The sequence below is a fragment of the Chryseobacterium sp. RLHN22 genome (assembly GCF_051011795.1).
GTDB classification, from domain to species: domain Bacteria; phylum Bacteroidota; class Bacteroidia; order Flavobacteriales; family Weeksellaceae; genus Chryseobacterium; species Chryseobacterium zhengzhouense.
Window position 1 is genome coordinate 54,679 of the sequence record NZ_JBPCHW010000021.1, and the last position, 13,712, is coordinate 68,390.

15 protein-coding genes are annotated in these 13,712 nt (G+C 33.7%); 8 read left to right on the forward strand and 7 right to left on the reverse strand.

Annotated features, from left to right (window positions below; all coding sequences use genetic code 11):
• Window positions 1-86 precede the first annotated feature (86 nt).
• The 3 genes from ACR1PN_RS17285 (at window position 87) to ACR1PN_RS17295 (ending at window position 2,595) form a co-directional block, all read left to right on the forward strand.
• On the forward strand, window positions 87-812 hold the full coding sequence (locus ACR1PN_RS17285) for a hypothetical protein (protein ID WP_433981039.1): 726 nt from the start codon (window positions 87-89) through the stop codon (window positions 810-812).
• Between the two features lie 2 nt (window positions 813-814).
• Entirely contained in the window at window positions 815-1,441 is a 627-nt protein-coding gene (locus tag ACR1PN_RS17290; protein WP_433981040.1) for a CHAP domain-containing protein, read from the forward strand.
• A gap of 299 nt (window positions 1,442-1,740) precedes the next feature.
• Window positions 1,741-2,595: a LysR family transcriptional regulator gene (locus ACR1PN_RS17295; RefSeq protein ID WP_433981041.1), complete on the forward strand. Its 855-nt coding sequence runs from the start codon at window positions 1,741-1,743 to the stop codon at window positions 2,593-2,595.
• 177 nt (window positions 2,596-2,772) lie between these two features.
• On the opposite strand, the gene ACR1PN_RS17300 is transcribed toward ACR1PN_RS17295, so the two are convergent.
• Window positions 2,773-3,309: a GNAT family N-acetyltransferase gene (locus ACR1PN_RS17300; protein WP_433981042.1), complete on the reverse strand. Its 537-nt coding sequence runs from the start codon at window positions 3,307-3,309 to the stop codon at window positions 2,773-2,775.
• Between the two features lie 210 nt (window positions 3,310-3,519).
• The gene (locus ACR1PN_RS17305) at window positions 3,520-3,903 is read right to left on the reverse strand and encodes a winged helix-turn-helix transcriptional regulator (RefSeq protein ID WP_433981043.1); all 384 of its coding nucleotides are present in this window, start codon (window positions 3,901-3,903) and stop codon (window positions 3,520-3,522) included.
• Window positions 3,904-4,182: 279 nt separating this feature from the next.
• On the opposite strand from ACR1PN_RS17305, the gene ACR1PN_RS17310 reads away from it, so the two are divergent.
• Complete coding sequence (locus tag ACR1PN_RS17310) at window positions 4,183-5,112, forward strand: DsbA family protein (RefSeq protein WP_433981051.1); 930 nt, start codon at window positions 4,183-4,185, stop codon at window positions 5,110-5,112.
• 111 nt (window positions 5,113-5,223) lie between these two features.
• Here the strand turns inward: ACR1PN_RS17310 and ACR1PN_RS17315 are convergent, their stop codons facing one another.
• Together ACR1PN_RS17315 and ACR1PN_RS17320 are read right to left on the reverse strand one after the other, a co-directional pair.
• Window positions 5,224-6,072 carry a transporter gene (locus tag ACR1PN_RS17315; protein ID WP_433981044.1) on the reverse strand — a complete coding sequence of 283 codons (849 nt, stop codon included), beginning with the start codon at window positions 6,070-6,072 and terminating at the stop codon, window positions 5,224-5,226.
• A 15-nt stretch (window positions 6,073-6,087) separates the two neighbouring features.
• Complete coding sequence (locus tag ACR1PN_RS17320) at window positions 6,088-6,309, reverse strand: hypothetical protein (RefSeq protein WP_433981045.1); 222 nt, start codon at window positions 6,307-6,309, stop codon at window positions 6,088-6,090.
• Window positions 6,310-6,595: 286 nt separating this feature from the next.
• Between ACR1PN_RS17320 and ACR1PN_RS17325 the strand changes: the two genes are divergently transcribed.
• On the forward strand, window positions 6,596-6,760 hold the full coding sequence (locus ACR1PN_RS17325; protein ID WP_378172097.1) for a hypothetical protein: 165 nt from the start codon (window positions 6,596-6,598) through the stop codon (window positions 6,758-6,760).
• 113 nt (window positions 6,761-6,873) lie between these two features.
• Window positions 6,874-7,389, forward strand: a complete 516-nt coding sequence (locus ACR1PN_RS17330) for a thermonuclease family protein (RefSeq protein ID WP_433981046.1) — start codon at window positions 6,874-6,876, stop codon at window positions 7,387-7,389.
• 20 nt (window positions 7,390-7,409) lie between these two features.
• Here ACR1PN_RS17330 and ACR1PN_RS17335 read toward each other — a convergent pair whose 3' ends face one another.
• Window positions 7,410-7,661 (reverse strand): hypothetical protein, encoded by a 252-nt coding sequence (locus ACR1PN_RS17335; protein ID WP_433981047.1) that lies wholly within the window; start codon window positions 7,659-7,661, stop codon window positions 7,410-7,412.
• A 167-nt stretch (window positions 7,662-7,828) separates the two neighbouring features.
• On the opposite strand from ACR1PN_RS17335, the gene ACR1PN_RS17340 reads away from it, so the two are divergent.
• Window positions 7,829-8,416: a CinA family protein gene (locus ACR1PN_RS17340; protein WP_433981048.1), complete on the forward strand. Its 588-nt coding sequence runs from the start codon at window positions 7,829-7,831 to the stop codon at window positions 8,414-8,416.
• Between the two features lie 294 nt (window positions 8,417-8,710).
• Window positions 8,711-11,053 carry a TonB-dependent receptor domain-containing protein gene (locus ACR1PN_RS17345; protein ID WP_433981049.1) on the forward strand — a complete coding sequence of 781 codons (2,343 nt, stop codon included), beginning with the start codon at window positions 8,711-8,713 and terminating at the stop codon, window positions 11,051-11,053.
• Window positions 11,054-11,773: 720 nt separating this feature from the next.
• Here the strand turns inward: ACR1PN_RS17345 and ACR1PN_RS17350 are convergent.
• Both ACR1PN_RS17350 and ACR1PN_RS17355 read right to left on the reverse strand, forming a co-directional pair.
• Window positions 11,774-12,424 (reverse strand): 4'-phosphopantetheinyl transferase family protein, encoded by a 651-nt coding sequence (locus ACR1PN_RS17350; RefSeq protein ID WP_433981050.1) that lies wholly within the window; start codon window positions 12,422-12,424, stop codon window positions 11,774-11,776.
• On the reverse strand, window positions 12,424-13,530 hold the full coding sequence (locus ACR1PN_RS17355) for a thioester reductase domain-containing protein (RefSeq protein WP_433981052.1): 1,107 nt from the start codon (window positions 13,528-13,530) through the stop codon (window positions 12,424-12,426). Before ACR1PN_RS17355 ends, ACR1PN_RS17350 begins: the two co-directional genes overlap by 1 nt.
• Window positions 13,531-13,712 lie beyond the last annotated feature (182 nt).

Sequence of the window (13,712 nt, forward strand, 5' to 3'; positions counted from 1 at the left end):
TTTAGTTTTAAAATTATTAATGATGAAATAAAAATATGATGATTAATAATAACTATTCACCAATAATAAACATAGATTTTTCATACTTGAAAAGAATACTTTTATTTATTCTTTTCCTGATCTTTTCCACAAATATTTTTTCACAAAATTTCCCTCAACAGGCCAAACTCATCGAAGATTTTATTCCCAAAGGCTGGAAAGTGATTAATCATGTTCAGGGTGATCTGAACAAAGACGGGCTTGATGATCATGTGGTTATTATCGAAGATACAGACCCCAGGAACGTTAAAATAAATATAAATTTAGGTTCAGACAAATTAAATCTTAATCCCCGAATTATTTTGGTTTTCTTTAAAAATAAAAATCAGGGCTACACTCTTGCTGCTAAAAACAACAGTAATTTTATCCCCACTGAAAACAGTGAAGAAAGTCCTTGTCTCGAAGATCCTTTGCTTGAAACTGGTGGGATTTTTGTAGAAAAAGGTTTGCTGAAAATCTCTTTTAACTATTGGTTTAGCTGCGGCTCATGGTATGTTAATAATGTTGATTACATTTTTCGTTTTCAAAACAGCCGTTTTGAACTTATTGGTTTCGATCATTCAGAATTTCACCGTGCAACCGGCGAAAAATCTTCTACAAGCATCAATTTTTCGACGAAGAAAAAAAGTGAAACTACCGGCGAAAGTATGTCTGATGATCATCCGGATAAGAAAAAAACAGTATGGAGCAGCATTAAGCCTAAGAAAATTTATGATTTGCAGGATATGGTTGATGAAGATTATTTTGAAATTCTGGACATTAAAAGAAACTGATCATGAAGAAAATAGTAATTGCAATCCTAACTTTTCTGATTGTTGTAGTTTTTGCCAAAAAATTCAATATCAATCCCGATTTTGCAGTCGGACAGAAGCTGGATAGCCTCAATGGAGTTGTCGTTTATTACAACGGAGGCGTTAATCACGTTGAGGAAAGAAATCAAACTGAAGATGGTTATAATCTTGGGCTCAAATACCAATGTGTAGAATTTGTGAAGCGATATTATTATGAATATTTCCATCATAAAATGCCCGACAGCTACGGGAATGCGAAAGATTTTTTTGATAAGAAATTGAAAGACGGAGAGAAAAATGAGAAACGTGGATTGTTGCAGTTTCACAATAAAAGCAGCTCGAAACCTGCAGAGGGAGATTTAATTATCTTCAGTGCGAGTATTCTGAATCGTTTTGGTCATGTTGCCATCATTTCAAAAGTATCGAAGAATACTATTGAGATTATTCAGCAAAATCCCGGACCATTTAGTCCGTCAAGAGAAACATTTCCTTTAATTTTCAATAACGGGAAGTGGGAAATCAAGAATAGCAGAGTTCTTGGCTGGCTGAGAAAAGAACAGGAAGTTTTAATTAATGTCGAATCAAACGTTGGTGTATCTAAAAAGTCCTGAAATAAAAATTCAAACACTTTAGTGTATGGCGACTTTCGTAATATTTATGCCGATTTAATTTTTCTAAGTTCACAAAACTTTAACTTTTGAAAATAAATGACACTATAAAGAAATATAGCCGAGGCAAATTAAGTATTTTATTGACACAATTTTTTCAATAAGTATTTTTGTTTACATAGTGCTGAATTTCCTGACATCAAGTTCCAAGAATCAGCTTCTCTTTTTTATGTTTTTTTTGATGAATTGTTTTAATTCGATTTACTTATTAAATTTGCTTTACTAATGATTATTTTGCATTAATGGATATCCAACAGATCAAATATTTCCTGGTTTTAGCAAAGGAACTTCATTTCTGGAATACTTCGGCGAAAATGAATATTACACAATCTGCTTTGAGCCGACAAATCCAGTCTCTTGAAAATGAATTGGGAATTCAATTGTTTTACCGTGATAAACGAAATGTGAAACTTACGCCAGCCGGAAAATTTTTACAGGATAAATGGAGTGAAGAACTTACTCAGATTGATTCTTTCCATCAGTTGGCCCGACAAATCCATTTAGGCGAGTCCGGAACGATTAGGATTGCGCATCCCGATTCGATTTCCTCTTCGGTTCTTCCGGATTTTGTTAAAAAAATTTCTGCTGCATTTCCGAATCTCAATCTGGAACTGGTGCAATTGACGAATGAAGCACAGGAAGATTATCTTAAAAATTACAGAATAGATCTGGCCTTTTCGCGTGATATTAATACTTCTTCAGCCATTGATGAAAAGAAATTAAGCTATGAAAATTTGTGTTTTGTAGTTCCTGAAAATCATCAGTTCAAAACATTATCTGACATTTCTGAAGACACCTTAAAAGATCAGAAATTTCTTCTTACAACAGGCGACTATAACAGTTATAATGTATTGGTACAGAAAGTTATTGATACTTATCATATCAAGCTTGATTCTTACATCCGTTGCGAATTTGGTTCAACCATTATTTCTTTGATTAAAAACGGATTGGGTATTTCAATTCTGCCGCATTCTTATCATCTTCATCAAAATACAGGAATACGCTTTATACCAATCCCTTTTGTTACTGATTTGTATATTCAGTGGAGAAAAGACGATCCGAACCCGATTCTTAAAAATATTTTGGAATTAGTTTAAGCTATTTAATTTCAATTTTGAAAATTGTCATTTTGAGTGAAGCAAAGTGAAGTCAAAAAATCTCAAATTGAATTTGGATTGCTAATTTCATAATTTTTGTAAAATTTCCATTCAGAAATCAAAATTCGACGAAACCAATGAAAAGAAAATTAAAATTTAAACAACTTCTAAAGCTACTTAATTTTTCAAATTGAGTTTCATCATAATATCGGTTTGTTCTTCACTCCCAAGTCTGAAAATATGTTTGTCAAATTCCACAAAACCGTTTTTCTTGTAAAAACCAATTGCCCGCAGATTGTTTTCCCAAACACCCAGCCAAACGTAGTCTACATTTTTCTCTTTCGCAACTTCAATCGCTTTATTGTAAAGAATCTGTCCGACTTTTTTCCCGTGAAAATCTTTAGAAACATAAATCCTTTCGATTTCCAAAGCATTTTCTCCTTTAATTTCTGTTTGAGAAGAACCTGTATTGAGTTTTAAATATCCGATAACTTCATCACCCAGTTTTGCAAAATAGAACCCGGAATTTTTATCGTTCAGTTCTTCGGTAAGTTTCTCCTCTGAAAAACTTTTTTCTAAATATTGCGTCATACTTTCTTCCGTATTATTTTCGGAGAAGGTTTCGGAGAAGGTTTTTCTGCCAATTTTCTGAAGTTGCAAAAGTTCGTTTTCCGTAATTTTTGTTACAATAATTTCCATTTTGATACTTTCCATTTGTAAATCAACCAATCGTTATTTTCAGCACGAAGATGTTTGCGGAATTTTGATCGGCTATATGAATACAAAATTAGCAGCTAGAGTAATGCTGAAAAATGCTATTTTTTAATTAATTGATTTGATTTTTGCATTAGTTTGTGAAATAAATAATGAAATATTTTAAGTTGAATTTAGATATATTAATAATGAAAATAGTGGTTGGAAAATTTAATCCGGAAAATCAATCTGCTCAGTTTTTTTATGGAATTTTTCTCTGTAATCGATTCCCCATTTTGCAATTTCATCAATGACCGAACTCAATGTTTTGCCGTGTTCTGTAATTTGATATTCAACAGTGACAGGTTTTGTATTAAGAACAGTACGAACAATTAAATGATTCATTTCCAGATCCTGAAGTTCTTTGGAAAGCATTTTCGAACCAATTCCGTCAACTTCTCTGACTAAATCCATAAAGCGTAGTTTGTCTCCCAACATTAAAGTACCCAGAATATGAAATTTCCATTTGCCAGAAAGGATTTCCATGGTGTCTTTTATGGCTAAAATTCTTTTTTCACAAACTCTATTGTTATTAAACTCAGGTTCTTTTTTCATTGTCTGATGATAAATTAATGGTTACAAATGTAGAAAAATTTAAGCTCAGTTTCATAGAGGAAAGTAGTTTCCAAAAGGGAAGTTAGGATGTTTTTTTGAAGATTGAATTTTAAATTTGTCCCAGATATTCAAAGTGTCAACGACTAGGCATCGTTATAAAAACACAAATGATGAAAAAGAATTTTTCGATGTAAACCGATGAAAATTAAATTCTTAACAGTAATTTGTTTAAGTGTAACCGCGTTTCACTGCACAGGACAAAATACAAATATTGCGAAAATGACAACAGATTCTACAAACAATAACCCGCTGATTTGTGACCCCATAGAAGGCGTTTGCGGAATTTCAGAAAATAATCAGACCGTAACAATAACGACCCGAAAATCTGAAAAACCCGTTAAAGTTATTTATTTTACCGACCCGATTTGTTCATCTTGTTGGGGAATTGAACCTCAATTAAGAAAATTAAAACTGGAATACGGAGATGATATTGAAATCGATTATAGAATGGGCGGACTACTTCCGGACTGGAGTTACAACAGTGGTGGAATCAGCAAACCTTCTGATGTAGCACATCATTGGGATGAAGTGAGCCTTCATTATGAAATGCCGATTGACGGCGATGTCTGGCTGGAAGACCCTTTAGACTCTTCTTATCCGCCTTCGATAGCATTTAAAGCAGCGCAGATTCAGAATAAGGAAAAAGCGGTTTTGCTGATGAGAGAAATGCGTGAAATGCTGTTTCTGAATAAAAGGAATATCGCAAAATGGGAGCATATTGCAACAGCAGCTGAAAGAGTAGGGCTGAATGTGGAGCAATTGAAAAATGACTTTGAAGGTCGTGGAAAAATTCTTTTCGAAGAAGATTTAAAACTGGCTAAAGAAAACGGGGTGAGAGGTTTTCCATCTATATTTTTCATCAATGATTCAGGAAATAAAGAGATGATCTATGGCACAAAACCATATATTTTCTACGAAACGGCAGTTTTAAAAATGTTTCCGAATGCCAGGAAAAATGAATATTCTAAAAATTGGGAATTTCTATTTGAAAAATATCCATCACTTACCGCTAAAGAATTTGCTGAATTATCAGGTTTAAAAAAAATGGAAAGTGAAAAAATATTAGACGATCTTTTTATAAAAGGGAAGCTGCAAAAACTTACTACAAAAAATGGTTCTTTATGGACTGTAAAAGCAACTGAAGAATAAACCATTTCACAAGATATTAATCAACAAAAGGCATGAAAATCTATCATGCCTTTTGTTTTGTTATTAAATGAATTATAGGATACACATTGAGGTATCGTAAAAATTTTGCTGTCAATACCTGTATGATGCTCCTAAAAAATAACGTTTTTCTGCATGATGCTGTATTCCATAATTAAGACCTGCATCAATTTTAAAATTTTTGGCTACTTCCATCTGCACTGCTGCATTTATAAAATTATATATTTCATGAGCCTTAAAATCATAAGTATAGTAGGTCTCTGCAATTCCTTCGATATTTTTTAACAGAGGATGACTGATGGTGAGTGTCTGTAATAATTCGGTGTGCATAGCGTGCTCGTCTGTATCCTTCAGCCTGTCTACCTCAACCTGAAATCCCAATTTCCACTCTCCCGAGAATTTATAAATCATAGGAACAATTAAACCTCCTTCAACAAGATCGTCATCTTCATATTGAGAAGTAGGGATCTTCACATATGGTAGGATCGCTAAAGCGAAACTCCCCTTGTTGTTACCTATAATGTTTTGTTTAATTCTGATATTAAGATCACCAACACCATGCTTAGATTCGGTTATACCTGTACTTAAATCTTTTTCTTTTTGCCATCCATAGGTTTCGAATCCGATCTGGATTGCTGTGGACCCGGTAAGACCAATTTTCAGATTTGCCTGATTGATCAGTAAGGTTTTAGTGTTTTTAAAATCAGATTTTTCTCTGGTTAATCCTATGATATCTGTTTCATATTGAAAATGACCTGCATCAACCGTGTATGGAGATTCTGTTACATCAGGACGATCTGTTTCCATTTCTCTCATAAGCTCTCTCGGGACCGGATTAAATAAAGAATACTTATGTTCCTGCTTTTTTTGACTGTAACAAAAAGAAGAAATTAGCAGTACATTACAGATCATCAGCAAATTGTAGTGGTGATTATTTTTCATCCTTTTTGATATTATTTAGAAATTAACTCTTATATCAATTGGATTGTTTACGATGATCTTTATGGCTTCAACACTGTCTTCGATGGTATATTCTGTGTCACTTAAGGTTTCATCTTCTTTTTTCTGTTTAACTGAAAGCTCGCCATATCCTACTTCATCTTTTGAAATCTCCAGAAAGTAATTTTCAGTCTCTTCGTCGTGCGAAAAATGTTCTTTTTTAAAATCAATAAATTGCATAATAAATATTTTTTGATTGGTGATGTATTGCAAAAGTCTTACAAAATGTATGCTATGATATTGATGTTTATCGGAATTTTTTAAATTACTTTATATCGATTTGCTTTAAATTTATACTTTTACTTTGGTATTGATGAATAAATTTTTCATAGGTAATAGAATTGGAGAAAATCTAATTGGTCTTTTCTGGTCCTATTAAAATCTTTTTATACCACATTCTAATGCTTAAATATAATTTGGTATAAATTTAGTTTATGACTTAATTGTAAACCAAATACCAAATATTATGAAATCATTTACTGACTCAGAAAACATTACTTCTCATCACACAAGGGAAATGGAAAGACAAAAAGCTCTTAAAGCATTGGAAAAAGCAAAAAGTATTAAACGAAAAGTGGTTTTTCTGCCTCAGGGAGCAACAGGTAATTTAAATGTAAGAGAAATGTTTTAATTACAGAAAAGACAGCCGAATATTTGGCTGTCTTTTTTTGAAAAACCGTATAAATTATATATCCTATATTGATTTTGGCGATTTTATAAATACTTTTGTGGTAAATATTTCAAGTGTTCAAACTTATTTTTTCATTATTACTTTTTTTAAGCTCCATAATTTCTTTTTCACAAACCAAAGCAACAGTAATAGGTATTTCTGATGGCGATACAATTACAGTTTTATTATTTGATAAAAGCAAACTAAAATTACGATTAGCCGAAGTCGACTGTCCCGAAAAAGGTCAGGCTTTTGCCAAAAATGCAAAGCAATTTACTTCTGAGCAGGTTTTTGGAAAACAGATTGTTTTTTTTAAAACAGATAAAGATCGTTATGGGCGTGATATTGCAAAAATTTATTATGATAATGGTAAATATCTTTCTGAACAACTGATTAAAAATGGATTAGGTTGGTGGTATTCGTCCTATTCTAAAGACAGAAATCTTGAAGTTTTAGAAATGAAAGCAAGATCAAAAAAAATTGGTTTATGGAAAGATAAAAATGTCATTTCACCATGGGATTACCGACGAATTAAAAGATTGGAGGCAGAAAAAAAGAGACTTAATAAAAATAAATCTCTTTTTTTCTAAACCCGATTGGGCTTTTAAAGCTACAATTTTGCATGTAAAGCCCTTTGTGCGGTGATAAACTGATCATCGGTAAGATCATTTTTCATGACAGAAGGAACTCCTTTTCCCATGTCAATGATAATATTAATCTGATGATCTCCTAAATATTTAGCAACGGATTCAAGCTTTTTCATCACATTACTTTTGGCAAATTCTTCCGCACCATTCCATAATTTTTTTTGAAGGTCTGTAGTGCAGTCTTTCTTATTAATGGTTGTGAAATTTATTTTCATAATTAAAGTAATTAGGTGTATTTACGATCATAACAAGAAATATTCCAAGCTTATACAGAAAATTATTTTTAGATACCACAGTAACTTATTCATGGCTTGATTTTAGATTTACTCAATACTGATCGCATATACGAATGCCGTAACCTTCATATGCAAAACATCACAGTATGATATTAAAACATTCAAAAATAGACCTCACCAGAGAACAGCTTCATGCAAAATCTTTTATCCATTTTATTGCTGAGCTTCAAAATCTTCTTAATTATATAGGAAATCATCTTCAGAATCTGCATCAGACCGTTTCTATTGCAGAAAGCGTTACAGCCGGATTTTTACAGTTTTCTTTTTCACAAATGAAAGATTCTTCGTATTTTTTTAAAGGTGGTCTCACCGCTTATTCTTATGATGAAAAAATTAATTTACTGAATATTGACAGGGAAGAAGTGATACAGAAGGATGGTGTTTCATATGCTATTGCAGGGCAGATGGCATTGAATGTTGCACAATTATATCAAACAGACTGGTCTATTGCCGTAACGGGTTACGCAAATCCGGTAAAAGAATCAGATTATAAGTTGTTTGCTTATTTCTCAATATGCTATAATGGCGAAATACTGCTAACGGAAAGATTAGATTTACATTCTAGAACAATGCCACTGAAAGCACAGATGTACTATAGTGAATTCATTCTGGGATGTTTCAAGCTGGAATTGGACAAGATGACTGATAAAGAGAATGAAAGGAAATCTTCCTAATCAGATACCTCCATTAACCACAGGTTATAACGAAGAAGAGATAAAGACAGCTGCAAAACAGTATGCCCGGAAACTTATCAATAAAATAGTTTTATTTAAAAAAATGAAGATTGTTTTTGCTAATCTGAACCGTATAAAAGTTATAAATACACCCCCAAAATAAATTGAAAATAAACGTACAGGATATTTTAAATTTGCTTTGTATTTTACAAGATATTATAGATAATAAGATTCCATGTAATAAAAGACAGCTGAAGATTGTCATTATAGAACACAATCTCAAAAATGACAACCATGCTGAAAATAACATCGTCAGTTTTACTGCTGATGCCTTTATTTGCTTTATCACAAAGTATCAACGGAACAGTCAAAAAATCAAAAAGCATCATCTCTTATGCAGAGATCATTGCCAGAAAAGATCAGTACAAACAATCAACGATCTCGGATGAAAAAGGTCATTTTGATTTAAAACTTGTTGAAAACGGAATCTATATTATTGAATGCATATATGACGGAAATACACTCTATAAGGCAGAAGTAAAGGTTAATGGTAATACAGCTTATGACTTATTGATTCCAGATGTGAATGAGAAGCAAATTGAAGCTGTAACCGTAACAGCCAGGAAAAAGCTGATCGAGAGAAAGGCGGACCGTCTGATCTTTAATTTGTCTAATTCCGCAGCATCACAAGGTATGGACGGTGTACAGGCATTAGATACAACACCACAGATCAAAGTAGATGAAAATGCGGGGATAACAATGGTCGGGAAAAGCAGCGTGGCGGTTATGGTCAATGAACGGATGCTGAACCTTTCCGGGTCTGAACTTATCAACTATCTCCGAAGTCTTCGATCGGAAAATATTGAAAAAATAGAAGTTATCACAGCACCGCCGGCTAAATATGAAGCGCAGGGAAATAGCGGTCTCATCAATATCGTACTGAAGAAAAATCAAAATCTGGGGTGGAATGGAAGTCTCACCACAAGTCTGTTTCACACCACTTATACGGGCAATTCGAACTCTGCAACTTTAAATTATCAAAATGAAAAATTAAGGTCTTCATTAAAGCTAAGGCAATATGACAGCCAGAAGCATTCTTATGAAAATTACAGAATTGTTGGCTCAGACGGTCTGAAAAGTGCTGATGACAGAAGAGATTTCTGGAAAGGTACAGGCCTCAACTTCAGTTCAGATTATGAGATCAATAGTAAGTCCGGCCTTGGATTTGTAATTGACTACGGATCCGGAAAATCTGGAATGGACATCATGAACACTTCGGATTATTTCCAGAATCAAAACTACACAAATACCTTATCTACTTATGCGGAGCACCGCAATGACAACAGGCAAGCAACGGTAAGTGCCTATTATGATCTTAAGTTTGGGAAACGGAGCAATAAGCTCAGCATAACAGGTAACTATTTCTCTAACACACCGAGTAGCAACATCGATTTTACCACTCAGGATAATTCTGCTAATTCCTATATCGTGAGAACACCATCTGAATTGGATTATAAGATCTATTCCGGTCAGGCCGATCTTACGCTGCCATTTGAATTTGCAAAGACAGAAGCCGGAATTAAATTTACCAATTTTGATAACAATTCAGATCTGCAATACCAAAATTTTATCGGCCAGGATTATGTGACTGACCCCCTAAAGAGCGATCTTTTCAATTATAATGAAAAAAATTATGCTGTCTATGTAGGAATGGAACGACAACTCGGCGAAAAATGGACTGTAAAAGCTGGTCTAAGGTATGAATATTCCACCATCATCGGAAACTCTGTTTCATCAGGTCAGAGTTCGGAAAATTCCTATGGCAAGTTTTTTCCTACAGCTTACCTGACTTATAAAGCCAATGACAATAATACTTTCAATATCAATTATTCCAAGCGTATCAATAGGCCCGGATTCCGTGCACTTAACCCGTTCCGATGGTACACAAACATCAATTCCTACTATTCAGGAAACCCTGCTCTGAACCCCTCGGTCAATCATAATTTTGAATTGTCATACCTATATAAAGGAAGATTTTCTGTTTCCACTTACTTCCAGCGGGAACTGAATGCCTTTGCCCAGCTGGTTATTCTGGAAGGTGAGAATAAGACGAGTAATTTTTACAACTTCTTCAACAAAAACAGTACAGGCATTTCTCTGAATTATTCAGATACTTTCTTTAATTTTTGGGAAGCCAACTACTCCGCAGATCTGTCTTATATGAAAACACAGGTTTTTGCCACTGATGCCGAATCCCGAAAAGGTAATAGTGCGAGCTTTGATATCAGAAACAATCTCGCGTTGACTAAAGATAAAAGTGTTCAACTCCTAATGAATTATTGGTTCCGTATACCTTCAAGTATAGGTAATACCTATTCTTATTTTGTTGGTAATTTTACGGCAGGGCTGAAGTTAAACCTTATGAATAAGGACCTTATGATGAATATCTATGTTTCTGATATTTTCAGGCAGAGCAAAAGCCATGGTGAAATCTATTATGTAGATTCCACCCATTATTTTAATAATTATTACGATGGCAGAAACCTGTCTGTCTCACTCACTTATAATTTTGGAAACCGAAAGGTAAAAACAGGTGGACGGCAGGTGATATTTGATGAAAAGAGTAGAGCAAACTAAGCTATAATATTCGTCGGATTTTCCCGTAATTTCCGTAACCTCTTTTTGTCATTTTTCGGAGAGTTCATCAAAATGTTGACCTATTTGATTTTTTAATACCTGCGCTAAAACAACCGTAGTAAACATTATGCTTACAATTGGCAGGTTTACTCGCCGGAATTATACTCTGCAGATGAAATCTCTAATAACGAAGGCGTTTTTTTTGAAAATAGAAACCTTATGTTTTCGAATAAAACACTTGTTTTTTTCGGGGTCTTGTTTTATTGAGTTTGAGCATTCTCATCTTTTATTTTGCTAAAATGTAAAAAGGATTTTGTTTGCGAATGCAATAATAATCACCCATTCACACCTCGTCCTTTTGAAGAAGGAAGAAATTAAATATTGACCAACAAAAAATCTAATTCCTTCCCACTACAACAATACGACTTTTGGCTACATCCAGATTCTAATTTCTGCAGAACTTTGTATCAACAAAAAACAATTAAAATTAGGATATCTTGACTTATCTGACAGTTCTTCTTCTTTATATTTTTTATCCAACGATAAAGTGTTGATCTTGCAATTCCACAACGTAAAGCTGTTTTCGTTACAGACCCAATTCTAAATAGATTTTAAGCCAATCTATGCGAACCTTTATTTGCTGTTTATTCATGGAAAGATTTTAAACTTTATACCATAAATTTAAATCATTTTTGTAGCAGATCTATTGATACTTTACACCTAAATCAAATATAATCCTACCTCTTTAAAAAACATCTCAAAATCCCTTTCTAAATTTGATGTTACGAGGTGACCCGAATAATTTTCATCAAATACTAATTTATTCGAAAACCAAATAGTATCTCCAATATAGATGGTATTGCTTTTTACTTTAATTGTATTTAGATCAGTGAAAAAGCCTGTTCCTTCGGCTTTGATGGCAGCTTCTTTGAGTGTCCAGAGTGTAAAGAATTGACGTAAAGGATTTGATGCTTCGTTTATATGTTTCCATTCAGAATTACTCATTATGTTTGTCATTTCAGAAAAGTTAATTGGCTTTATTTCTTCAATATCGAGCCCTAGTTTCAGGTTTTTTCCAATTGCGCAAAAAACGTACATTCCGGAATGGCTAATACTGAAATCAAAATCTTTGGATAAGTAGGGTTTTTTATATTGATTATATTGGATAGCATCAAGAGCAATTGATCCATAACCAATATTTTTTAAAGCTTCAGCCAACAGCAATTTGCCTAATAGGTTCCTCACCTGATCTTCTTTATTTTTATAGCTTTGATTAATTTTTTGAAGCTCAAAAGGAAGAAAAGACAGCCATTGATCTAAAATGGCTATCCTATGTTCAGGATTAAATTTTGTATAAAATATTTTTACCATTAAAGAACTCCTAAGTATTTACAAAATGCTGCTACATTATCACGTTTTACTGTTTTGTTCTCAATCGTACTTCCTTCGAGGAATTTTTTGGTGTTGCTGATATCGAAATCAGGAGTATTTTGATGAACCTCAATAATGGATTTATTATCATAAGCAACGAATTTGAAAAGATTCAAAAGAGGATAGAGCGGGCTGTTTTCGTCGTTTTCCCAAAGGGCGCGCCATTCCAGGTAAGGAACTGGCTTTAGATCAAAATTAAATTCTTCACGAAGTAGCTCGAAGAATTCCGTTACGGTCATATTATCTTCTGGCTCCGGGCTCAAATGGAAAATTTGGCCAATAGAATCGGGATTTTTGGAAATATAGGTGACGGCTTTACTGACGAAATCTACCATTGTTAATTCCTCCTTTTGATCAATTAAAATTGGATACGCTTTTAATTGGATACAGGTTTTTATCAGTGATCCCCACCATTGGTATTTTGCGGTTGCTCCGGTCAGGCTATGGCAAAAAACATAACCTAGCCTGAAAATTACGATGGGAACGCCCTGTTTTATAGCTTCCTGCGCTACCTGTTCCATCACCCATTTGCTCTGGATATAGCCCATATCACGACTTAAATATTTAAATGCAGATTTGGTATCCGTATCTTCCATAATCAATGCAGGTTTGGTGAAATAATGTTCCCAACTAAATACCCCGACCGTTGATAATAAAGATAATTGTTTGAGTTGATGAGTGGTTATAAACCTGATTAAAGTATAAAGCGCATCCACATTGGCCGCTTTCATATAAGAATAAGGCTGGATGAAGTTCACGGCGCTCCCGGCGTGATGCACAACATCTATAAGTTCTGTAAGTTCCTCATACTTTTCTGTTGAAAGGCCCAGCAATGGTTTTGCAAGATCTCCGGCTAATATTTTAATTCTTTTTTCATCAAAAATATCCGCTGAAATTAACTGGTTTTCCAATGCTTCAAACAGTCTTTCCTTGGCAAGCGTTTCATTATCTGCCCTTATCAGTAAATAAATATCTGCCGAAGTGGAGGCTAATAATTCTACCAATATATTGAGTCCTACAAATCCTGTGACTCCCGTAAGTAAAATAGCTTTCGGGTTGGTGAAATTTCCTTTTTTTGAAACTGTCTCGTCCTAAAACTTTGATACAGATTATAGGATAAAAATAATAATTAAACCAAAGCAAAAACGTTTTTGCTTTGGTTTTTAGTTTTATAGGTTTTCATTTTTAATTCAGACTGCTGGTGCATTTGGTTTGGTGTTAAGTAATG